This window comes from Streptomyces sp. NPDC041968 (genome assembly GCF_055589025.1).
On sequence record NZ_JBVJCB010000013.1, the window covers coordinates 44,013 to 64,429 of the forward strand.

Below are 20,417 nucleotides of genomic sequence, written 5' to 3' on the forward strand. Positions count from 1 at the left end.
GCTCAGTCGGCCGAACCGGCGCCGGTTGCATTCTGCCCCACCGGGCGCCGCGTCCGCCCGTGAGGTGTGGTCGGTTCACGCCCCCTTGGCGCGGTACCGGCGCATCTTGGCACGGGCCCCGCACACCTGCATCGAGCACCAGCGGCCGCGCCCGGCCGGGCTGCGGTCGTAGTACGCCCAGTGGCAGTCGGCTGCCTCGCAGGCCTTCAGCCGCGTCCAGGTGCCCGCGACCAGCGCCTCGGCGACGGCGGCGGCCACGCGGGCGGTCAGGGAGCCGTCCCGGGCCGGGGCGAGGGTGGCGGCGCCGTCGGCCGGGTCGACCGTCACCACCAGCGGGGCGGCGGCCAGCAGCTCGCCCAGCGGGGTCACCGCCCGGTGCGGCGGGTGGCCGGCGTGGGCGAGCAGGACCGCGCGCAGGGACTCGCGCAGCTCGCGCGCCCCGGGCGCCTCCTCCCCCGTGAGCCCGAGCCGCGCCCGTCCCTGCGGTGTGTCCAGCGCGTCGGCACCGGTCTCCAGGTCGATGGAGTTCACCAACCGCTCGACCAGCTCCAGGCCTCCCGGCGCGACGGAACGCTCGTTCATGCTTGCGACGTTACCCCCGATACGGGAGCATGGGGTAACCGTTACTGGTTACCCGCCTTCTGCTGGTAACCGACGGACCTCAAGGAGGAAGTCATGACTGTCGCCGAACTGGGCCCCGTCGTCCTGGACTGTCCCGACCCTCACGCCCTGGCCCGCTTCTACGCCGGCGTCCTCGGTGGCACGATCGAGGACCGCAGCGACGAGCACGACGAGTGGGTCGACCTGAATCTGCCGGGCGGCCGGACCCTGGCCTTCCAGGGCTCCCCCGGCCACGTACCGCCGAAGTGGCCCGGAGACGACGGGCAGCAGCAGTTCCACCTGGACCTCGACGTCAAGGACCTGGACGCGGCGGAGAAGGCCGTGCTGGAGCTGGGCGCGAAGCCGCTGGACGCGGAGGACCGGGCGCGGTCGTTCCGGGTTTACGCCGATCCGGCCGGGCACCCGTTCTGCCTTTGCGCCTGCTGAACCCGCCCCGTCCCTTCTACTCCGGGAGGCCTCCGTGGCACCTGTGGCACGCTTCCGCTCCGTCGTCGTCGACTGTCCCGAACCCCTCGAGCTGGCCCGCTTCTACGCGGAGGTCGGCGGGGGCACCCCCGAGGAGGAGGACCCCGACTGGGTGGTGCTCCAGGTGCCCGGCGGCCCCAGGCTGTCCTTCCAGCGGGCCGAGGGGCTCACTCCGCCGGAGTGGCCGCGCGCGGACCGCAACGCCCAGCAGTTCCACCTCGACTTCCACGGCGGGGCGACCTGGGAGGAGATGGACGCGGCCCACGAGAGGGTGCTGGCCCTGGGCGCCCGGCCGCTGGACCTGGAGGACCGGGAGAAGAAGGACTTCATGGTGTACGCCGATCCGGCCGGGCATCCGTTCTGCCTGTGCCGCATCGAACACCTCTGACCGCGCCGGGCCGGAAGGGGGCGCCTTCGACCGAGGTGGCCCTCAGCCGTCGAGTTCGGCGATCGTCGCCGTCGACGGCTCCCGGCGCAGCTGTGCCGCCCGGGCGGTGAAGGCCGCGCTCCGCAGCACCCGCTGGACGTTCCCCCAGGTCAGCAGGGCCACGTCGGACTCCTCCCAGCCGCGCCGCAGCAGCTCGGCGATGAGCCGGGGGTAGCCGGTGGCGTCGCCCAGCTCCAGCGGGTGGGCGGTGCCGGTGTCGTAGGTGCCGGACAGGCCGACGCTCTGCGGGCCGGCCACCGAACGGACGTGGTCGAGGTGGTCGGCGACGTCCCGGACGGTCGGGCCGGTCTGCTCGGCGGTCAGCGGCACCATGCACAGGCCGCCGGACGCGCCCAGCTCGACGAGCAGGTCGTCGGGGAGGTTCGCGGGGTGCGGGCGCAGGGACCGGGCGGCGGAGCGGGTGCACAGCGCCGGCGCCTTGGACACGGCGAAGGTGCGGCGGATGGTCTCGGTGGAGGCACCGGAGAGGTCGGCGATCACGCCGAGCCGGTTCATCTCCCGGACGACCTCCTCGCCGAACCGGGTCAGCCCGGCCTCGCCGGCCCAGGACGCTCCGGTCAGCGTGAGCATGCGCAGCCCGAGGGCGTGCAGGCTGCGCAGGATGCCGAGGCAGTCACCGAGGGCGGCGGCGCCGGCCGGGCCCGGCAGCACGGCGACCCGGCCGCAGTTGCGGGCGTCGATGGCCTGCCCCGCGTCGTACGCCAGGCGCAGGCCCTCCGGGTGCGCCCGCACCACCGTCTTCACCAGGTCCAACTGCTCCAGCGTCGCGCCGACCGCCCGGTCGCCGTCGATGGCCTCGGGCAGGTGCAGCGACCAGAACAGCGCGCCCACGTGCCCCTCGCGCAGCCGCGGCACGTCCGTGTCGACGGAGCTCTCGCCCAGCTCCAGGTCGTACCAGGGCAGGTGCTTGAGCGCCCAGGGCAGGCCGCTGTAGCCGTCGGCGACGGGGTGGGCGGCCAGCACGGCGTGCGCCCGGGACAGCGGCTCGTCGTCGGGGTCGGAGACGGGCGCGTAGGGCTCCGGCGGGAAGACTGCCGCCGGCAACGGCACGGGCAGGTCGTCGAGCTCGCCGGCCTCGGTACCGGTGTGCAGGTCGTCCTGGAGGTCTGCCATGGCGGGCTCCGTACGGTCGTCGTGCGATACGGCCACCGTCGCACGGAGCGGAAAGGGCTTCCTGGTGGACGGTGCGTTCGGGGGTACGGTCCCCGGGCACGGTTCAGCCCCGTGCCGCCTCGATCACCTCGTCCAGGGTGTCCCGGGAGCGGCGCAGGTCCGCGATCATCCGGTCGATGCGGGCGCGCTCGGCGGTGAGGTCGGCGACCAGCTTCGGCGAGGCGGCGGCCGAAGGGCCCCCGTCCCCGTCCCGCATGCAGGGCAGGAGCTGGGCGATCTTGTCACTGCACAGCCCCGCCGCGTACAGCTCCTGGATCCGGATGACCCGGTCGACGGCCGCCTCCGTGTACGCGCGGTGCCCGCCGGCCGTACGCTCGGCCGTGAGCAGCCCCTGCTGCCCGTAGTACCGCAGCGAGCGCTCGCTGACACCCGTGCGCCGGGCGAGTTCACCGATCCGCATGTGTGCGTCCTCTCCCCCTGCATCGCGCACGCGACCTTGATTCTGACATCAGTGTCAGGTTCTAGCGTACGGGCATGACGAACTCGACCGGCCTCTTCGCCTCCGCGTCCCTCGGCCCGCTCGCCCTCCCCAACCGTCTGGTGATGGCCCCCCTCACCCGCAATCGCGCCGAGGCCGACGGCACGCCGACCCCTCTGATGGCCACCTACTACGCCCAGCGGGCCTCCGCCGGGCTGATCATCGCCGAGGCGGCGACGCCCAACGCGGTCGGGCAGACGTACCCGAACATCACCGCCGTCCACAGCGCACGGCACGTGGCGGGCTGGCGGCAGGTGACCGACGCGGTCCGTCAGGCGGGCGGACGGATGTTCCTCCAGCTCCAGCACGGCGGCCGGGTCGGCCACCCCGCGACCAGCGGACTCACACCGGTCGCGCCCTCGCCGGTCCCCCTGCCCGAGACGATCTTCACACCTGAGGGGCACCGGCCCGCCGTCGTCCCGAGGGAGATGACCGGGGAGGACATCCGCGCCACCGTCTCCGACTTCGCGCGGGCCGCCCGCAACGCGCTCGACGCCGGGTTCGAGGGCGTCGAGGTGCACTCCGCCAACGGCCACCTGCTGCACCAGTTCCTGGCGGCCAACACCAACCGCCGCACCGACGGCTACGGCGGTTCCCTCGCCGGGCGGATCCGGTTCACGGCCGAGGTGGTGGAGGCCGTGGCCGCCGAGATCGGCGCCGAACGGGTGGGGCTGCGGGTCTCCCCCGGCAACACGGTCAACGGCATCGCGGAGGGCGAGACCGAGGAGATCTACCCGGCCCTGGCCGAGCGGCTCGGCGGTCTCGGGCTCGCGTACCTGCACCTGGTGTACGCCGACCCGCACGCCCCGGTGTTCCACGGCATCCGCGCCGGCTGGCCCGGCGTGCTGATCGCCAACCCGGTCCTGGGCGGGACGCCCTCCGCGGACTCCGTGCTCCGCGCCTCCGAACGGCTGCTGACCGCGGGCGCCGACCTCATCGCCCTGGGCCGGCCTTTCCTCGCCAACCCCGACCTGGTGCGGCGGCTGCGGCTGGGCGCACCGCTGAACCCAGTACGGGACCAGTACCTCATGTACGTGGGCGGGGCGACCGGCTACACCGACTACCCCGCCCTCCCCGAGGGGACGGCTCAGCCGTCCAGCTCCTCCAGCGACGCGTTGGACGGCCCCCGGGTGGCCTGAAGCCCCCGGGCCACGTCCTCCGCCGCGCCCAGCACCCGTACCGCGTTCTTCCAGGTCAGCTTGGCCAGGTCGGCCCGGGACCAGCCGCGGTCGAGCAGCTCGGCGATCAGGTTCGGGTAGCCGGAGACGTCGGCGAGGCCGTCGGGCGTGAACGGGGTGCCGTCGTAGTCACCGCCGATGCCGAGGTGGTCGACCCCGGCCACCTCGCGCATGTGGTCGAGGTGGTCGGCGACCGTCGACACGGTGGCGACGGGACGCGGGGTGCGCTCCTCGAAGGCGCGGTGGACCTTCATCGCCTCGGGGCCGGTGTCCAGGTGGTGGAAGCCGTGCGCGCGCATGTTCTCGTCGGCGGCGACCGTCCAGTCCACGGCCGCCTGGAGCACGAACTTCGGCACGAACGTCACCATCGCCACGCCGCCGTTGGCCGGCAGCCGCTCCAGGACGTCGTCCGGGATGTTGCGCGGGTGGTCGCAGACGGCCCGCGCGGAGGAGTGCGAGAAGATCACCGGCGCGGTGGAGGTGTCCAGCGCGTCCCGCATGGTGGTGGCGGCGACGTGCGAGAGGTCGACCAGCATCCCCTCGCGGTTCATCTCCCGCACGACCTCGCGGCCGAAGGCCGACAGGCCGCCGACACCGGGTTCGTCGGTCGCCGAGTCGGCCCACGCGATGTTGTCGTTGTGGGTGAGCGTCATGTAGCGCACGCCGAGCGCGTACAGCGCGCGGAGCGTGGCCAGCGAGTTGTCGATGGAGTGGCCGCCCTCGGCGCCCATCAGCGACGCGATCCGGCCCTCGGTCCGCGCGGCCTCCATGTCGGCGGCGGTCAGCGCGGCCCGCAGCTCGCCCGGGTGGCGGTCGATCAGCCGGCGTACGCAGTCGATCTGCTCCAGCGTCGCGGTGACCGCGCCGGGCAGGTCCGAGCGGACGTACACCGACCAGTACTGCGCGCCGACGCCGCCGGCCCGCAGCCGGGCGAGGTCGGTGTGCAGGTGGGCGGACTGGTCGGTGGCGATGTCCCGGGCGTCGAGGTCGTAGCGCACCTGCTCGCGCAGCGCCCAGGGCAGGTCGTTGTGGCCGTCCACGACGGGGAACTCGCGCAGCAGCGCGCGGGCCGGCTCCAGCGAGGTCATCCGCGTCACTTCCCGAAGCCGAAGCCCGCGGCCGGGCCCCCGACCTTGTTCCGCAGCCGCCTGCCCTTCTCGGTGGCCTGGTCGTTCAGCTCCTGCTGGAACTCGCGCATGCGGCCCTGCAGCTCCTCGTCGTGCGCGGCGAGCATGCGGGCGGCCAGCAGCCCGGCGTTGCGGGCGCCGCCCACGGAGACGGTGGCGACGGGGACACCCGCCGGCATCTGCACGATGGAGAGCAGGCTGTCCATGCCGTCCAGGTACTTCAGCGGCACCGGGACGCCGATGACGGGCAGCGGGGTGACGGAGGCGAGCATGCCGGGCAGGTGGGCGGCGCCACCGGCCCCGGCGATGATCGCCTTCAGGCCGCGTCCGGCCGCCTGCTCGCCGTACGCGATCATCTCGTGCGGCATGCGGTGCGCGGAGACGACGTCGACCTCGTAGGGGACCTCGAACTCGTCGAGCGCCTTGGCGGCGGCCTCCATGACGGGCCAGTCGGAGTCCGACCCCATGACGATGCCCACGACCGGGCTGACCGGGCTGGCCTGGCTCATTCGGTGATCGTCCCTCTCAGGTAGCCGGCAGCGTGACGGGCGCGCTCCAGCACGTCGTCCAGGTCGTCGCCGTAGGTGTTGACGTGGCCCACCTTGCGGCCGGGCTTCACGTCCTTGCCATACATGTGGATCTTGACCTGCGGGTCGCGGGCCATGCAGTGCAGGTACGCGGAGTACATGTCGGGGTAGTCGCCGCCGAGGACGTTGACCATGACCGTCCACGGGGCGCGCGGACGCGGGTCGCCCAGCGGCAGGTCGAGGACGGCGCGGACGTGGTTGGCGAACTGCGAGGTGATCGCGCCGTCCATGGTCCAGTGGCCCGAGTTGTGCGGGCGCATCGCCAGCTCGTTGACGAGGATGCGGCCGTCGCGGGTCTGGAACAGCTCGACGGCGAGGTGGCCGACGACGCCGAGTTCCTTGGCGATGCTGAGCGCCATCTCCTCGGCCCGCAGGGCGAGGCCCTCGTCCAGGTCGGGGGCGGGGGCGATCACCGTGTCGCAGACCCCGTTGACCTGGCGGGACTCGACGACGGGGTAGGCCACCGCCTGGCCGTGCGGGGAGCGGACCACGTTGGCGGCCAGCTCGCGGACGAAGTCGACCTTCTCCTCCGCGAGCACGGGCACGCCGGCGCGGAACGGCTCGGCGGCCTCCTCGACGGAGTCCACCACCCACACGCCCTTGCCGTCGTACCCGCCGCGGACCGTCTTGAGGACCACGGGGAACCCGTCGCCCTCACCCGCGAAGGCGCCCACGTCGGCCGGATCGCTCACGATCCGGTGCCGTGGGCAGGGCACGCCGATCGCGACGAGCTTCGCGCGCATCACGCCCTTGTCCTGGGCGTGCACGAGCGCCTCGGGGCCGGGGCGCACGGGGATGCCGTCCGCCTCCAGGGCCTTGAGGTGCTCGGTCGGCACGTGTTCGTGATCGAAGGTGATCACGTCACAGCCGCGCGCGAACTCGCGCAGCGTGTCCAGGTCGCGATAGTCGCCGATGACGACTTCGTTCACCACCTGCGCCGCAGAGTCCTGAGGGGTGTCACTGAGGAGCTTGAACCTGATGCCCAGCGGGATGCCCGACTCGTGTGTCATACGAGCGAGCTGGCCACCGCCGACCATACCGACTACCGGGAACGTCACACCCCTAGCCTATCGGCCGTGCGGAGCCCACCTGTTTACCGGCCGTTTCCGGGCGGTCCCGGCGCTCGTTCCCGGCGCCCCGCGTCCGTCCGCAGGAAGATCGCGCGTCCGGGTGGTTAGCATGAACGGATTGACGCCGACCCACGGACGGGGGCCTGCACGACCATGGGACATGGTTCCTCGGGTGCTCATACGGCTCCCCCTGCTCCTCCGGCGCCCCGGGGCGCCGTGCGGGGGCGGATCGACCGGCTGGTCAGGGAGATCGCGAAGTTCGGCGCGGTGGGTGGCGCGGGGGTGCTGGTCAACCTGCTCGTCTTCAACTTCGTACGGCACGTGACCGACCTCCAGGTGGTGCGGGCCAGCATCGTCGCGACGATCGTCGCGATCGTCTTCAACTACCTGGGCTTCCGCTACTTCACGTACCGGGACCGCGACAAGAGCCATCGGACCCGCGAGATGACGCTGTTCCTGGTCTTCAGCGCGATCGGACTGGTGATCGAGAACGGCGTGCTCTACACGGCGACGTACGGCTTCGGCTGGGACAGCCCGTTGCAGAGCAACATCTTCAAGTTCCTCGGCATCGGCATCGGCACGCTCTTCCGCTTCTGGTCGTACCGCAGCTGGGTCTTCCGCGCGCTGCCGGCCCGGCGACCGGTGACGCGGGCGGAGACCTTCCTGGAGCACGAGAACCCCACGGCGGTGCCCACGCCTGACGGCACTCCGGCGGCCCGCCGCTGACCCGTCCGGCCGCCTGAGGCCGAAGCGGCTAGCGCACGGTCCCGTCCGAGTCATCGGCGCCCTGCTTCGACGGCGGCGTACGGGACAGGAAGAGGCCGAAGACCGGGGGGCGGCCCTGGAGCAGCTCCAGCCGGCCACCGTCCGCCTCCGCCAGGTCCCGGGCCACGGCCAGGCCGATGCCCGTCGAGTTCCGCCCGCTGATGGTCCGCTCGAAGATCCGTGCGCCCAGGTCGGCCGGGACGCCGGCCCCCTCGTCGGTGACCTCGACCACCGCCTGGTTGCCGGTCACCCGGGTCCGCAGGGCCACCGTGCCGCCGCCGTGCATCAGGCTGTTCTCGATCAGCGCGGCCAGCACCTGCGCCACCGCCCCCGGGGTGCCGACGGCCGTCAGGTGCCGCTTGCCGGAGCTGACGATCGCCCGCCCCTCGCTGCGGTAGGCGGGCCGCCACTCGGCGATCTGCTGCTGGATGACGTCGTCCAGCTCGAAGGTGACGGCCGAGCCGCTGCGCGGGTCGCGGGAGTTCGTCAGCAGCCGATCCACCACGTCCGTCAGCCGCTCCACCTGCGACAACGCGATCGTCGCCTCCTCCTTCACCGTCTCGGGCTCGTCGGTGAGGGTGATCTCCTCCAGCCGCATGGACAGCGCGGTCAGCGGGGTGCGCAGCTGGTGGGAGGCGTCGGCGGCCAGGCGGCGCTCGGCGGTGAGCATCCGGGCGATGCGCTCGGCGGAGGAGTCCAGCACGTCCGCGACCCGGTCCAGCTCGGGGACGCCGTAGCGCTTGTGGCGAGGACGCGGGTCGCCGGAGCCGAGGCGTTCGGCGGTCTCGGCGAGGTCGGTGAGCGGGGAGGCGAGGCGGTTGGCCTGCCGGATCGCCAGCAGGACCGCGGCGACCACCGCGAGCAGCGCCACCAGGCCGATGATCAGCAGCGTACGGCCGATCTCGCGGGTCACCGAGGAGCTGGGCTCCTCGACGAGCACCGTCTCGCCCTCCTCGCCGGTGGCCCTGCCGCGGAGGACCTCACCGGTCGGCCGGCTGCCGACCTCGATGACCGTGCGGCCGGGGATGCGGATCTCGGCGTACCGGGCGTCCGCGACCTGCTCGCGCAGGAACGCCGCGTCGACCGTCCCGGTGCCGAGCAGCCGGCTGTCCACGATGCTGGCCAGCCGCACCGCCTCCAGGTCGACGCGTTCCTTGGCGGTGCTGCTGATCGTGCGGGTCTCCACGATCACGAGGGAGACGCCGAAAACGGCGATCACGACGAGCACCACGGCGAGCGTGGACTGGATCAGTCGGCGGCGCATGTCCTCTTACCCGGGCAGGCCCTGCGGGCACTCGGCCCCACTCGTGCTCAGTTCTTCTCGAAGCGGAAACCCACACCGCGCACGGTGGCGATGTAGCGCGGGTTCGCCGCGTCGTCCCCCAGCTTCTTGCGCAGCCAGGAGATGTGCATGTCGAGCGTCTTGGTCGACGACCACCAGGTGGTGTCCCAGACCTCGCGCATCAGCTGGTCGCGGGTGACGACCCGGCCTGCGTCGCGCACCAGCACCCGCAGCAGGTCGAACTCCTTGGCGGTGAGCTGGAGCTCCTCCTCGCCCATCCAGGCCCGGTGCGACTCGACGTCGATGCGCACGCCGTGCGTGGCGGGCGGCTGCGGGGGCTCGACGGACCCGCGCCGCAACAGGGCGCGGACCCGGGCGAGCAGCTCGGCGAGGCGGAAGGGCTTGGTGACGTAGTCGTCGGCGCCCGCGTCCAGACCGACGACGGTGTCCACCTCGTCGGCGCGCGCGGTCAGGATCAGGATCGGCACGGCGTGGCCCTCGGACCGCAGCCGCCGGGCGACCTCCAGCCCGTCCATGCCCGGCAGGCCCAGGTCCAGCACGACCAGGTCGACGCCTCCCTGCAGCCCGGCGTCGAGTGCGGTCGGTCCGTCCTCACGCACCTCGACCTCGTACCCTTCCCGGCGCAGTGCGCGGGCCAGCGGCTCCGAGATGGACGCGTCGTCCTCGGCGAGCAGTACACGGGTCATGAGCTGATGGTAGTCCGCTCGGAGCAGCGCCCGGGGCGTGATCGCACCCGCGGTCTCTTACCTACGGACAAGCCGGGCGCCCCGGCGCCCGGGGCCCCGCCGACCCCCGGCGCGTACCTGCGGCTGCGGGGTGCCATCCTGGAAAGGACCTTCGAATGATCGTTCGCGGTTCCGCTCTCACCTGTGATCCCGGTCTCAAGTCCTTCCATACCGGGCGGTGTCCTGCCGTATGGTGAATCAGCGCCTGTAGCACCCTGGGGACCTTTGGCGACAGTTCGACGCTGAAGGTCTCTTTTGTGTGCGGGTCGGCCCCCACGGCCGACCTTGAAAGGAATGACCTGTGGCCGGGCCTCACCGCGTGCAGTGACGCGCGCAGAGGCGTGGATCCCGGTGGTCGCCGTCCCTCGCTCCGTGATCCGGAGCGGAATCCCTCGGGCGTGGGGTGGGCGGACGAAGGCCGCCGGTGCCGGCCGCCCCCCACCGGGCGCGCATCGCCTCATGAGCGCGTCCCGACCAGCAAGGATCGACCATGGCGTCCAGCCTGACGAAGGACTCGGTCACACCGGGCACCCCCGGTTCCGAGAAGACCTTCTTCGGCCACCCCCGCGGACTGGCCACTCTCTTCATGACCGAGATGTGGGAGCGTTTCTCCTACTACGGCATGAGGGCTCTGCTCCCGCTGTACCTGGTGGCCCCCGGCGGTCTCGGCATGAACGCCGGCACCGCGACCGCGATCTACTCGGTGTACCTCTCGCTGGTGTACTTGCTCACGATGCCGGGCGGCTGGTTCGGCGACCGTGTCTGGGGACCCCGCAAGACCGTCGCCGTCGCCGGCGGCATCATCATGCTGGGCCACCTGACGCTGGCACTGCCCTCCTCGGGCACGTTCTTCGCCGGCCTCGGCCTGGTCGCCATCGGCTCGGGCCTGCTGAAGGCCAACATCTCCACGATGGTCGGCCAGCTCTACGACGGCCCCGACGACCCGCGTCGCGACGGTGGCTTCACCGTCTTCTACATGGGCATCAACCTCGGCGCCTTCGCGGCGCCGCTGATCATCGGCACCATCGGCGAGAACGTCAACTGGCACCTGGGCTTCGCGCTCGCCGCGGTCGGCATGGGCCTCGGCGTGATCCAGTTCCTGATCGGCAGCCGCAACCTGGCGCCGCACTCCAGCGTGGTCCCGAAGCCGCTGTCGGCGGCGGAGAAGACCTCGACGCTGCGCAAGGCCGCGTTCTGGGCCGCGCTCGCCGTCGTCTTCTACGCGATCGTCGGCTTCTCCGGGAACTACACCCTGAACTGGATCCTGGTCCCGCTGACCCTGCTCGGCGTGATCATCCCGGTGCTGGTGCTGACCCGCATCAAGCGCGACAGGTCGCTGGACCGCGCCGAGCAGTCGAAGATGTCCGCGTACATCTGGTTCTTCGTGGCCGCGGCCGTCTTCTGGATGATCTACGACCAGGGCGGCTCGACCCTGGCGATCTTCGCCGACTCCTCCACCAACACCAGCGTGCTCGGCTGGGACTTCCCGGTCTCCTGGTTCCAGTCGGTGAACCCGGTCATCATCATGGCCCTCGCCCCGGTCTTCGCCACGCTGTGGCTGGCGCTCGCCCGGCGCGGCAAGGAACCGAGCACCATCGTGAAGTTCTCGTTCGGCCTCGTCCTGGTCGGCCTGTCCTTCTTCCTCTTCCTGGCCCCGCTGGCCATCGCGGACGGCGGCCACAAGGCCGCCGCGATGTGGCTGGTGGCGATCTACTTCGTCCAGACCTGCGGTGAGCTGATGCTCTCCCCGGTGGGCCTGTCGGTCACCACGAAGATGGCGCCGGTGAAGTACGCCTCGCAGATGATGGGCGTCTGGTTCCTGGCCGTCACCGCCGGTGACGCCACGACCGGTCTGCTCTCCATCGCCGGCGTCGACCTGAACAAGACGGGCATCGTGGCGGCGGAAGCCACGCTCGCCGTGGTCGCCGGTCTGGCGATCTGGATGTACCGCAAGCGCGTCAAGGAACTCATGGGCGACGTCCGCTGAGACCCGCCCGCGAGGAAGGGGTCACCGCGTCCGGATGGACGCGGTGACCCCTTCGGCGTGTTCGGGGACGAGCGCCGGGCCCGGGGCGCCCCGCACCGTCCGCGAGGCCGTTGGCGGGCCCGTGGGAGGGCCTGTGGCCGTCGTGGGCCCTCGTAGGCCCCGCGTGGGCCGCCGGCAGGCAGTCGTAGGCAGTCGCTACGGAGCGTGGGCAGCTGATGGACGGTCGTGCCGAGTCGTGGGCAGTCGGCGGGAGCCTAGGCGCGCGCAGGCGTACAGACGCCCGAAGGCCCCGCGTCCGGGTTGCGGCCGGGAGGAGGCCGTCCAGGGGGCGCGGGGCGAGGGAACGGAGGGCTCGGGGTGAGGGCGGTGACGGGACCGCCGGGTGACGGCGGACGGCGAGGGGCGGAGGCCGAGGCGGAGCGCCCGGGGCGGCTCCGCGGCACGGTGAGGGAACGGCGGCAGGCGCCGATCCCTACGCCGGTGCTCCCAGTTCCGCCCAGACCCGCTTGCCCGCGACTCCCGGTGTGCGGACCACACCCCAGTCCAGGCACAGCCGCTCCACGATGAACATGCCGTGTCCGCCGGGCCGCCCGGCGCGGTGCGGGGTGCGCGGCGCCGGCTGCCCCGTGCCGCGGTCGGAGACCTCCAGCCGGATCACCTTCTTCTCACAGGTGATCGACAGCTCGTCCGGCCCCTCCGCGTGCAGACAGGCGTTGGTGACCAGTTCGGACACCACCAGGAGCACGTCCTCGGCGGCGGCCCGCTGGTCCGCCGTGGACGAGGGCAACCAGCCCCAGGCGTACAGCGCCTGGCGGGTGAAGTCACGGGCGAGCGGGACGACCCCGCTCTGGTCGTCGAAGCTCAGTCTGCGCACCTGCCGCCCACCGTTCTCCGCACGCGTGACGGCACTCTCGGGCGCGGCCACGGCCTGCGCGGGCGACGGGGACGCGGACGCCCCGATCGCGGCGGCCTGCCCCGCGGACACGCCTTCGTCGGACTCCCCGGTCCCGGACACACCGCCCCCCTCGGAGCCCCCGGAAGCGCCGCTGGGCTCCGGACCGCGGTCGCCCGGCGAGTAGGGCCGGGTGGTGCTCATCAGCGCTTCACCTCACCGATTCACCAGTTCATGTTTCAACGTCGTACACAGTCGGTTCTGGATGTCTCCTGCCCGACCGAACCGTCCGAACACCCCTGTATTGGCCACGAAACACGGGGCGGGGTGAAAACGCCCGTCCCAGGGAGCGCACGGAACCCGCCGGCCGGGCCGGAGCGGGCTCAGTCGGACTCGTCGGCCAGGGCGGCCTCGAGCGTGTCGTGGAGGGTGAAGACCGCTTCGGCCCCCGTGATCTCGAACACGCGAGCCACTACGGGCTGCATGGCCACCAGATGCACACCGCCCCCCGCGGCCTCCGCCTTCAACCGCGCTCCGAGCAGGACGTTGAGCCCTGTGGAGTCGCAGAACTCTAGACGCGAGCAATCGACGACAAGCCGGTTGAATCCCTTGGCGAGACAGTCCTCCAGTGGCTCGCGCAACAGCTCGGCGGTGTGGTGGTCCAACTCACCCGCCGGTGTCACGACGGCACTGGGGCCCTCTTCCCGTACTTCCACCAGAAGCCGGCCCGACTGGGCACTGCCGACCGTCCCGCGGTCCATGCCGTTTCTCTCTCCCGAGGTCGTGACTGCTTGCTGACGCCCTCGAACACTACGCCTTCCCCGCGCACTCCGACACCCGAACAACCGCGCACAAACGGACATATATGCACAGAACACACTTGCGGTTGGCTCGGTAAACCCGGTAGGCCTAGTAGGAACACGTAACCCGACACGGTCGGCTTTGGAGGCGCCGCACACCGCAGTGCACGCAATTGGCTTCGGCAGCCGTATGCCGAGAACGATGGAGGACATCATGTCACCCCGGCTCGACGGATCGCGTACCCAAGAAGCGACGTCGACACTCCCTCCGGAACATCTGGATCCCATCGAGCAGCACGACGTGGCCGTCGGACCCGACGGCGCACTGGCCGGGCTTCCGGACATCCCGGCGTACGACGAGGTGGCTCCGGCGGACGCCCGGGCCCTGTCCAGGACCCTCTTCGAGCGGCTGGAGTCGCTGGAGGAAGGCACCCACGAGTTCGCGTACGTACGCAACACGCTCGTCGAACTGAACCTCGCGCTGGTCAAGTTCGCCGCCTCCCGCTTCCGCTCGCGCAGCGAGCCGATGGAGGACATCATCCAGGTCGGCACGATCGGCCTGATCAAGGCGATCGACCGTTTCGAGCTGTCGCGCGGTGTGGAGTTCCCCACGTTCGCGATGCCGACCATCATCGGCGAGATCAAGCGCTTCTTCCGCGACACCTCCTGGTCCGTACGCGTCCCGCGCCGGCTGCAGGAGCTTCGGCTCGACCTGGCCAAGGCCGGCGACGAACTGGCCCAGCGGCTCGACCGCGCCCCCACGGTGGGCGAACTGGCCGAGCACCTCGGCCTGTCCAGGGACGAGGTCCTGGAGGGCATGGCGGCCTCCAACGCCTACACCGCCTCCTCGCTGGACGCCCAGCCGGAGGAGGACGACGCGGAGGGCGCGCTGGCCGACCGCATCGGCTACGAGGACAACGGGCTCGAGGGCATCGAGTACGTCGAGTCGCTGAAGCCGCTGATCGCCGAACTCCCCGCCAGGGACCGGAAGATCCTCTCCCTCCGCTTCGTCGCGGGCATGACCCAGTCGGAGATCGGCGAGGAACTCGGAATCTCCCAGATGCACGTCTCGCGCCTGCTGTCGCGAACCCTCGTACGACTGCGCAAGGGGCTCACGGCCGAGGACTGATCCTCGCCGGGTGACGCTTGCCCTCCAGGGGGGTGGTCCGAAGTCGGGCCGCCCCCCTTCGGGATGTCCGGGGGCGGTTCGGGCCCGGCCGGCGTGCGAGCGCTCACACCCTGCGCACGCCGCGCCTCCACACGCCCGCGACCAGGGGCACGCCCGGCCGGTAGGCCAGGTGGACGTGGCTGGGGGCGTCGAGGAGGGTCAGGTCGGCGTACGCGCCCGGGGTGAGGCGGCCGATGTCGTCGCGCCTGAGGGCCGCGGCGCCGCCCGCGGTGGCCGACCAGACCGCCTCGTTCGGTGTCATGCCCATGTCCCGTACCGCGAGCGCGATGCAGAAGGGCACGGAGGACGTGAAGGACGAGCCCGGGTTGCAGTCGGTGGAGAGCGCGACCGTGACGCCCGCGTCGAGCAGGCGCCGGGCGTCGGGCCACTGGGCGCGGGTGGAGAACTCCGCGCCGGGGAGCAGGGTGGCGACCGTGCGGCCGCTCGCCAGGGCGTCCACGTCGGCGTCGGTGAGGTGGGTGCAGTGGTCGGCGCTGGCGGCGTCGAGTTCGACGGCCAGTTGCACGCCCGGCCCGTAGGAGAGCTGGTTGGCGTGGATCCGCGGGTGCAGTCCCCTGGCCTTGCCCGCGGTGAGGACGGCCCGGGCCTGGTCGCCGTCGAAGGCGCCCTTCTCGCAGAAGGCGTCGATCCAGCGGGCGTGCGGAGCGCAGGCGTCGAGCATCTCGCCGGTGACGAGGTCGACGTAGGCCGCCGGGTCGTCGGCGTGTTCGGGGGCGACGATGTGGGCGCCGAGGAAGGTGACCTCGTCGGTGTGGCGGGCGGCGACGCGCAGGGCGCGGGCCTCGTCGGCGGTGGTCAGGCCGTAGCCGGACTTGGTCTCGAAGGTGGTGGTGCCCTGGCGCAGGGCCTCGTCGAGGTACCGGACGAGGCCCGCCTCCAGTTCCGCGTCGCTCGCGGCGCGGGTGGCGGCGACGGTGGTGCGGATGCCGCCGGCGCTGTAGGGGCGGCCGGACATGCGGGCGTTGAACTCCTCGGTGCGGTCGCCCGCGAAGAGGAGGTGGGAGTGGGAGTCGACGAAGCCGGGGAGGACGGCCCTGCCTCCGGCGTCGACCCGGTTGTCAGTGGCGGGTGCTTTGCTTGATTCACCGGTCCACGCGACGCGGTCGCCGTCGATGACGACGGCCGCGTCCCGGACCAGTCCGAGGGGGGAGCGGTCACCGAGGGAGGGGTCGTTGGTGACGAGTGCGGCGATGTTGGTGATGACGGTGCTGCTGCTCATGGTGTCCGTGGCGTCCTTGCGGGTGCTGGGGCGGGCGGTTGCTACGCGTGCAGGGCGGCGACGGCCCGCGCGAGGGCCCCGGGCACATCGGGTACGAGGGTGTGCGCCCCGTCGCGCACGACGTGCCGCCCGCCCACGACCGTGTGCCGCACGTCCGCTGCCGTCGCGGCGAATACGGCCGTCTCGGCGCCGAGCCTGGGCGGCGGCCCCGCTGTTCTGACCGAGTCGAGGGCGACGGTCGTCAGGTCGGCCCGGGCCCCGGTCTCCAGCGTGCCCACGTCGTCCCAGCCGAGGGCCGCGTGCCCGTCGGCGGTGGCGGCGCGCAGCAGGGCGGCGGCGGTCCAGTGACCGCGGGTGCGGGTGCGCAGGCGCTCGTTCAGTTCCATGGCGCGGGCCTCCTCCAGCAGGTCGACGACGGCGTGGCTGTCGGAGCCGAGGGAGAGCGGGGAGCCCGCCCGCTGGAGGGCGGCCGCCGGCCCGATGCCGTCGGCGAGGTCCCGTTCCGTGGTGGGGCACATGCAGGTGCCGGTGCGGCTGTCACCGAGCAGGGCGATGTCCTCGTCGGTGAGGTGGGTGTTGTGGACGCCGGTGGTGCGCGGGCCGAGCACGCCGTGGTCGGCGAGGAGCCGGGTGGGGGTGCAGCCGTGGGCCGCGTGGCAGGCGTCGTTCTCGGCGGTCTGCTCGGACAGGTGCACGTGCAGCGGGGCCCGCCGCTGCTCGGCCCAGTGGGCCACGGTCGCCAACTGGTCGGCGGGCACGGCCCGTACGGAGTGGACGGCGGCACCGATCCGCGCGTGATCCCGTTCCTTGAGAAGTGAAGAGCGTTCCGCCCAGGCCTGGGCCGTCCCGTCCGAGAAGCGTCGCTGGTGGGCGTCGGGGGCCCGGCCGAAGCCGGAGGACAGGTAGCAGGTGTCGAGGAGGGTGATGCGGATGCCGGCTTCGGCGGCGGCCTCGATCAGCGCCTCGCCCATCGCGTTGGGGTCGGCGTAGGGGGCGCCGCCGGGGGCGTGGTGGACGTAGTGGAACTCGCCGACGGCGGTGATGCCGGCGAGGGCCATCTCGGCGTACACCGCGCGGGCGAGGTCGTGGTACGTCTCGGGGGTCAGCCGGTCGGCGACGGAGTACATGACCTCGCGCCAGGTCCAGAAGGTGCCGGAGCCGACCTGGACGGTGCCGCGCAGGGCGCGGTGGAAGGCGTGGCTGTGGGCGTCGGCGAGTCCGGGCAGGGTCAGTCCGCGCAGGATCTCGGCTCCGGGCGGCGGGGCGGGGGTGTCGGTGCGGACGGCGGTGACCCGGCCGTCGCGCACGTCCACGGCGACGCCCGGCTCGACGTGGGTGCCGAGCCAGGCGTGCTCCAGCCAGTACGTCCGGGTCCGCTCGGTGGTCCTCACGTGCAGGCCAGCCCTTCCAGTACGTCGGCGAGTGCGGTCACCCCGGCCACGCAGTCGTCCTCGGCGGCGTACTCGGCCGGGGAGTGCGAGACGCCGGTGGGGTTGCGTACGAACAGCATGGCGGTCGGGACGCGCCCGGAGAGGATTCCGGCGTCGTGTCCGGCGCCCGTGCCGAGGACGGGCACCCGCAGGTCCGTGTCGGTGCCGAGGATCCGGGCGAGTTCGTCGCGCAGGACGTGGTCGAACTCGACGACGGGGGTGAAGGACTCGCGGACCACGTCCAGTTCGGCGCCCTGGGCCGCGGCGTGCTCGCGGGCGGCCTTCTCGATGCCGGTGACCACGGCGTCCAGGCTCTCCTGGTCGGCGGCGCGGGAGTCGAGCCAGCCCCGGACGAGGGACGGGACGGCGTTGACGCCGTTGGGCTCGACGGCGATCTTGCCGAAGGTGGCGACCGCACCGGCCAGTTCGGCCTCGCGGCGGGCGGCGAGGACGGTCTCGGCGTAGCTCAGCATCGGGTCGCGCCGGTCGGCGAGCCGGGTGGTGCCCGCGTGGTTGGCCTCGCCCCGGAAGTCGAACCGCCAGCGGCCGTGCGGCCAGATGGCGGACGCGATGCCGATCCGGTCGCCGGACAGGTCGAGGGCACGGCCCTGTTCGACGTGGAGTTCGACGAAGGCACCGATACGGGAGAGGCGCTCGGGGTCGGGGCCGAGGGTGTCCGGGTCGTGGCCGGCGGCCTCCATGGCCCGCGGGAGGGTGATGCCGTCCCCGTCGGTCAGGCGGTGGGCCTGCTCGACGGTGAGGGCGCCCGCGGTGAGCCGGGAGCCGACGCAGGCGAGGCCGAAGCGGGCGCCCTCCTCGTCGCCGAAGTTGACGATGCCGAGCGGCCTGGTGGGGTGGGCTCCCCTGGCGCGCAGTTCGTCCAGGGCGGCGAAGGCGGACACGACCCCGAGGGGCCCGTCGAAGGCGCCGCCGTCGGGCACGGAGTCCAGGTGGGAGCCGGTGACCACGGCGTTCCGGGCGGCGGGGTCACCGTGCCAGGCCCACTGGTTGCCGTTGCGGTCGGTCTCGTAGGTCAGCCCGCGGGCCTCGGCCTGCTCCCGGAACCAGGCCCGGCAGTCGGCGTCGGCGGCGGTCCAGGCGAAGCGGCGGTAGCCGCCGGAGGCGGAGCCGCGGCCGATCGGCAGCAGCTCCGCCCACATGCTGTGGAAGCTCACGCGCCGTCACCCTCGCGCGCCTCGTCACCCTCGCCGACCCCGTCGCCCTCACGCATCGGCACCCGCACGCCCCGCTCCCCGGCGACGGACTCGGCGATGTCGTAGCCGGCGTCGACGTGCCGGATGACGCCCATGCCGGGGTCGTTGGTGAGGACCCGGCGGATCTTCTCGCCGGCCAGCGCGGTGCCGTCGGCGACCGTGACCTGCCCGGCGTGGATCGAGCGGCCCATGCCGACGCCGCCGCCGTGGTGGAGGGAGACCCAGGAGGCGCCGGAGGCCACGTTGACCATGGCGTTGAGCAGCGGCCAGTCGGCGATGGCGTCGGAGCCGTCGAGCATGGCCTCGGTCTCGCGGTAGGGGGAGGCGACGGAGCCGCAGTCCAGGTGGTCGCGGCCGATGACGACGGGCGCGGCCAGTTCACCGCTGGCGACCATGTCGTTGAACCGCTCGCCGGCCTTGTCCCGCTCGCCGTAGCCGAGCCAGCAGATGCGGGCGGGCAGGCCCTGGAAGTGGACGCGCTCGCCGGCCAGCTTGATCCAGCGGGCCAGGGACTCGTTCTCCGGGAAGAGGTCGAGGATCGCCTTGTCGGTCTTGGCGATGTCGGAGGCCTCGCCGGACAGGGCCGCCCAGCGGAAGGGGCCCTTGCCCTCGCAGAAGAGGGGGCGGATGTAGGCGGGGACGAAGCCGGGGAAGGCGAACGCCCGGTCGTACCCGGCGAGCCGGGCTTCGCCGCGGATGGAGTTGCCGTAGTCGAAGACCTCGGCGCCGGCGTCCTGGAAGCCGACCATCGCCTCGACGTGCCGGGCCATGGACTCGCGGGCGCGGGTGGTGAAGCCGGCCGGGTCCTTGTCGGCGGCGTCGGCCATGTCCGCGAAGGCGAGGCCGGTGGGCAGGTAGGCGAGGGGGTCGTGGGCCGAGGTCTGGTCGGTCACGATGTCGATGGGGGCGCCCATGGCGAGCAGCTGCGGGACCAGGTCGGCGGCGTTGCCGAGGACGCCGATGGAGAGCGGCCTGCGCCGGTCGCGGGCCTCGGTGGCCAGCTGGAGGGCGTGGTCGAGGGAGTCGGCCTTCACGTCGAGGTAGCGGTGCTCGATGCGGCGGTCGATGGCGCGGGGGTCACAGTCGACGCAGATCGCCACGCCGTCGTTCATGGTGACGGCGAGGGGCTGGGCGCCGCCCATGCCGCCGAGACCGGCGGTGAGGGTGATGGTCCCGGCGAGGGTCCCGCCGAACTTCTTGGCGGCGACGGCGGCGAAGGTCTCGTAGGTGCCCTGGAGGATGCCCTGGGTGCCGATGTAGATCCAGGAACCGGCCGTCATCTGCCCGTACATGGTCAGGCCGAGGGCCTCCAGGCGGCGGAACTCCTCCCAGTTGGCCCAGTCGCCGACGAGGTTGGAGTTGGCGATGAGGACGCGCGGCGCCCACTCGTGGGTCTGCATGACGCCGACCGGGCGGCCCGACTGGACGAGCATCGTCTCGTCCTGCTTGAGGGTCTCCAGGGTGCGGACCATCGCGTCGAAGGACCGCCAGTCGCGGGCCGCCTTGCCCGTCCCGCCGTAGACGACGAGCTGGTCGGGGTGCTCGGCGACCTCGGGGTCGAGGTTGTTCTGCAGCATCCGCAGGGCGGCCTCCTGCTGCCAGCCCAGGGCGCTCGGCGTGGTCCCGCGCGGCGCTCGGACAGGACGGGGTCCGGACATGGTGCCTCCTGGTGGCTTGCTCCCGGCGGATTGTTACTGCGGTTATTCATATCCTCGCTACGTGAATAGAACTAGTCAATACGTCCCG

General features: G+C 72.4%; 20 protein-coding genes. 6 read left to right on the forward strand and 14 right to left on the reverse strand.

The window, feature by feature from the left end; translation table 11 throughout:
- Positions 1-75: 75 nt before the first annotated feature.
- Positions 76-582 carry a CGNR zinc finger domain-containing protein gene (locus ACZ6EG_RS28175; RefSeq protein WP_469608651.1) on the reverse strand — a complete coding sequence of 169 codons (507 nt, stop codon included), beginning with the start codon at positions 580-582 and terminating at the stop codon, positions 76-78.
- A 93-nt stretch (positions 583-675) separates the two neighbouring features.
- Between ACZ6EG_RS28175 and ACZ6EG_RS28180 the strand changes: the two genes are divergently transcribed.
- Together ACZ6EG_RS28180 and ACZ6EG_RS28185 are read left to right on the forward strand one after the other, a co-directional pair.
- Positions 676-1,047 (forward strand): VOC family protein, encoded by a 372-nt coding sequence (locus tag ACZ6EG_RS28180; RefSeq protein WP_391971121.1) that lies wholly within the window; start codon positions 676-678, stop codon positions 1,045-1,047.
- Between the two features lie 34 nt (positions 1,048-1,081).
- A complete protein-coding gene (locus ACZ6EG_RS28185) occupies positions 1,082-1,474 on the forward strand; it encodes a VOC family protein (RefSeq protein WP_356608788.1) in 393 nt (130 codons plus the stop codon).
- 42 nt (positions 1,475-1,516) lie between these two features.
- Here the strand turns inward: ACZ6EG_RS28185 and ACZ6EG_RS28190 are convergent, their stop codons facing one another.
- Positions 1,517-2,647: a dipeptidase gene (locus tag ACZ6EG_RS28190; RefSeq protein WP_391971120.1), complete on the reverse strand. Its 1,131-nt coding sequence runs from the start codon at positions 2,645-2,647 to the stop codon at positions 1,517-1,519.
- A gap of 103 nt (positions 2,648-2,750) precedes the next feature.
- Complete coding sequence (locus ACZ6EG_RS28195) at positions 2,751-3,107, reverse strand: MerR family transcriptional regulator (protein ID WP_356608792.1); 357 nt, start codon at positions 3,105-3,107, stop codon at positions 2,751-2,753.
- Positions 3,108-3,181: 74 nt separating this feature from the next.
- On the opposite strand from ACZ6EG_RS28195, the gene ACZ6EG_RS28200 reads away from it, so the two are divergent.
- Positions 3,182-4,324 (forward strand): alkene reductase, encoded by a 1,143-nt coding sequence (locus tag ACZ6EG_RS28200; RefSeq protein WP_469608658.1) that lies wholly within the window; start codon positions 3,182-3,184, stop codon positions 4,322-4,324.
- Here ACZ6EG_RS28200 and ACZ6EG_RS28205 read toward each other — a convergent pair.
- The 3 genes from ACZ6EG_RS28205 to ACZ6EG_RS28215 are packed head-to-tail and all read right to left on the reverse strand — an operon-like array spanning position 4,273 to position 7,135.
- Complete coding sequence (locus ACZ6EG_RS28205) at positions 4,273-5,451, reverse strand: dipeptidase (protein WP_361013665.1); 1,179 nt, start codon at positions 5,449-5,451, stop codon at positions 4,273-4,275. The genes ACZ6EG_RS28200 and ACZ6EG_RS28205 overlap by 52 nt on opposite strands.
- Positions 5,452-5,456: 5 nt before the next feature.
- Positions 5,457-5,999, reverse strand: coding sequence for a 5-(carboxyamino)imidazole ribonucleotide mutase (gene purE / locus ACZ6EG_RS28210; RefSeq protein WP_356608798.1), 543 nt, complete (start codon positions 5,997-5,999; stop codon positions 5,457-5,459).
- Positions 5,996-7,135, reverse strand: a complete 1,140-nt coding sequence (locus tag ACZ6EG_RS28215; RefSeq protein WP_391971117.1) for a 5-(carboxyamino)imidazole ribonucleotide synthase — start codon at positions 7,133-7,135, stop codon at positions 5,996-5,998. The genes purE and ACZ6EG_RS28215 overlap by 4 nt, the downstream gene beginning before the upstream one ends.
- A 165-nt stretch (positions 7,136-7,300) precedes the next feature.
- On the opposite strand from ACZ6EG_RS28215, the gene ACZ6EG_RS28220 reads away from it, so the two are divergent.
- Positions 7,301-7,873, forward strand: a complete 573-nt coding sequence (locus tag ACZ6EG_RS28220) for a GtrA family protein (RefSeq protein WP_391971116.1) — start codon at positions 7,301-7,303, stop codon at positions 7,871-7,873.
- Between the two features lie 28 nt (positions 7,874-7,901).
- On the opposite strand, the gene ACZ6EG_RS28225 is transcribed toward ACZ6EG_RS28220, so the two are convergent.
- Both ACZ6EG_RS28225 and ACZ6EG_RS28230 read right to left on the reverse strand, forming a co-directional pair.
- Positions 7,902-9,176, reverse strand: a complete 1,275-nt coding sequence (locus ACZ6EG_RS28225; RefSeq protein WP_391971115.1) for an ATP-binding protein — start codon at positions 9,174-9,176, stop codon at positions 7,902-7,904.
- Between the two features lie 47 nt (positions 9,177-9,223).
- Complete coding sequence (locus tag ACZ6EG_RS28230) at positions 9,224-9,901, reverse strand: response regulator transcription factor (RefSeq protein WP_053132192.1); 678 nt, start codon at positions 9,899-9,901, stop codon at positions 9,224-9,226.
- 529 nt (positions 9,902-10,430) lie between these two features.
- Here ACZ6EG_RS28230 and ACZ6EG_RS28235 point away from each other — a divergent pair.
- Entirely contained in the window at positions 10,431-11,927 is a 1,497-nt protein-coding gene (locus ACZ6EG_RS28235; protein ID WP_391971114.1) for an MFS transporter, read from the forward strand.
- Between the two features lie 472 nt (positions 11,928-12,399).
- Here ACZ6EG_RS28235 and ACZ6EG_RS28240 read toward each other — a convergent pair whose 3' ends face one another.
- Positions 12,400-13,023, reverse strand: coding sequence for an ATP-binding protein (locus ACZ6EG_RS28240; protein WP_391971113.1), 624 nt, complete (start codon positions 13,021-13,023; stop codon positions 12,400-12,402).
- 179 nt (positions 13,024-13,202) lie between these two features.
- A complete protein-coding gene (locus ACZ6EG_RS28245; protein ID WP_121747439.1) occupies positions 13,203-13,580 on the reverse strand; it encodes an STAS domain-containing protein in 378 nt (125 codons plus the stop codon).
- Positions 13,581-13,821: 241 nt separating this feature from the next.
- Between ACZ6EG_RS28245 and ACZ6EG_RS28250 the strand changes: the two genes are divergently transcribed.
- Complete coding sequence (locus tag ACZ6EG_RS28250; protein WP_391971112.1) at positions 13,822-14,748, forward strand: RNA polymerase sigma factor SigF; 927 nt, start codon at positions 13,822-13,824, stop codon at positions 14,746-14,748.
- Between the two features lie 103 nt (positions 14,749-14,851).
- On the opposite strand, the gene hutI is transcribed toward ACZ6EG_RS28250, so the two are convergent.
- Genes hutI through hutU form a run of 4 tightly spaced genes read right to left on the reverse strand, consistent with a single transcriptional unit; the run spans position 14,852 to position 20,329 of the window.
- Complete coding sequence (hutI, locus tag ACZ6EG_RS28255; protein ID WP_391971111.1) at positions 14,852-16,027, reverse strand: imidazolonepropionase; 1,176 nt, start codon at positions 16,025-16,027, stop codon at positions 14,852-14,854.
- 41 nt (positions 16,028-16,068) lie between these two features.
- Positions 16,069-17,418, reverse strand: a complete 1,350-nt coding sequence (locus tag ACZ6EG_RS28260; RefSeq protein WP_469608669.1) for a formimidoylglutamate deiminase — start codon at positions 17,416-17,418, stop codon at positions 16,069-16,071.
- Positions 17,415-18,632 carry an allantoate amidohydrolase gene (locus ACZ6EG_RS28265; protein WP_391971109.1) on the reverse strand — a complete coding sequence of 406 codons (1,218 nt, stop codon included), beginning with the start codon at positions 18,630-18,632 and terminating at the stop codon, positions 17,415-17,417. Before ACZ6EG_RS28265 ends, ACZ6EG_RS28260 begins: the two co-directional genes overlap by 4 nt.
- Complete coding sequence (hutU, locus tag ACZ6EG_RS28270) at positions 18,629-20,329, reverse strand: urocanate hydratase (RefSeq protein ID WP_469608672.1); 1,701 nt, start codon at positions 20,327-20,329, stop codon at positions 18,629-18,631. The genes ACZ6EG_RS28265 and hutU overlap by 4 nt, the downstream gene beginning before the upstream one ends.
- Positions 20,330-20,417 lie beyond the last annotated feature (88 nt).

Excerpts from the sequence above, each read along its gene's own strand:
- purE (WP_356608798.1), bottom strand. The coding sequence starts at position 5,999 with ATGAGCCAGGCCAGCCCGGTCAGCCCGGTCGTGGGCATCGTCATGGGG.
- ACZ6EG_RS28245 (WP_121747439.1), bottom strand. The coding sequence starts at position 13,580 with ATGGACCGCGGGACGGTCGGCAGTGCCCAGTCGGGCCGGCTTCTGGTG.
- ACZ6EG_RS28225 (WP_391971115.1), bottom strand. The coding sequence starts at position 9,176 with ATGCGCCGCCGACTGATCCAGTCCACGCTCGCCGTGGTGCTCGTCGTG.
- ACZ6EG_RS28205 (WP_361013665.1), bottom strand. The coding sequence starts at position 5,451 with ATGACCTCGCTGGAGCCGGCCCGCGCGCTGCTGCGCGAGTTCCCCGTC.
- hutI (WP_391971111.1), bottom strand. The coding sequence starts at position 16,027 with ATGAGCAGCAGCACCGTCATCACCAACATCGCCGCACTCGTCACCAAC.
- ACZ6EG_RS28175 (WP_469608651.1), bottom strand. The coding sequence starts at position 582 with ATGAACGAGCGTTCCGTCGCGCCGGGAGGCCTGGAGCTGGTCGAGCGG.
- ACZ6EG_RS28200 (WP_469608658.1), top strand. The coding sequence starts at position 3,182 with ATGACGAACTCGACCGGCCTCTTCGCCTCCGCGTCCCTCGGCCCGCTC.
- ACZ6EG_RS28230 (WP_053132192.1), bottom strand. The coding sequence starts at position 9,901 with ATGACCCGTGTACTGCTCGCCGAGGACGACGCGTCCATCTCGGAGCCG.
- ACZ6EG_RS28235 (WP_391971114.1), top strand. The coding sequence starts at position 10,431 with ATGGCGTCCAGCCTGACGAAGGACTCGGTCACACCGGGCACCCCCGGT.
- ACZ6EG_RS28195 (WP_356608792.1), bottom strand. The coding sequence starts at position 3,107 with ATGCGGATCGGTGAACTCGCCCGGCGCACGGGTGTCAGCGAGCGCTCG.
- ACZ6EG_RS28240 (WP_391971113.1), bottom strand. The coding sequence starts at position 13,023 with ATGAGCACCACCCGGCCCTACTCGCCGGGCGACCGCGGTCCGGAGCCC.
- ACZ6EG_RS28220 (WP_391971116.1), top strand. The coding sequence starts at position 7,301 with ATGGGACATGGTTCCTCGGGTGCTCATACGGCTCCCCCTGCTCCTCCG.
- ACZ6EG_RS28180 (WP_391971121.1), top strand. The coding sequence starts at position 676 with ATGACTGTCGCCGAACTGGGCCCCGTCGTCCTGGACTGTCCCGACCCT.
- ACZ6EG_RS28250 (WP_391971112.1), top strand. The coding sequence starts at position 13,822 with ATGGAGGACATCATGTCACCCCGGCTCGACGGATCGCGTACCCAAGAA.
- ACZ6EG_RS28190 (WP_391971120.1), bottom strand. The coding sequence starts at position 2,647 with ATGGCAGACCTCCAGGACGACCTGCACACCGGTACCGAGGCCGGCGAG.
- hutU (WP_469608672.1), bottom strand. The coding sequence starts at position 20,329 with ATGTCCGGACCCCGTCCTGTCCGAGCGCCGCGCGGGACCACGCCGAGC.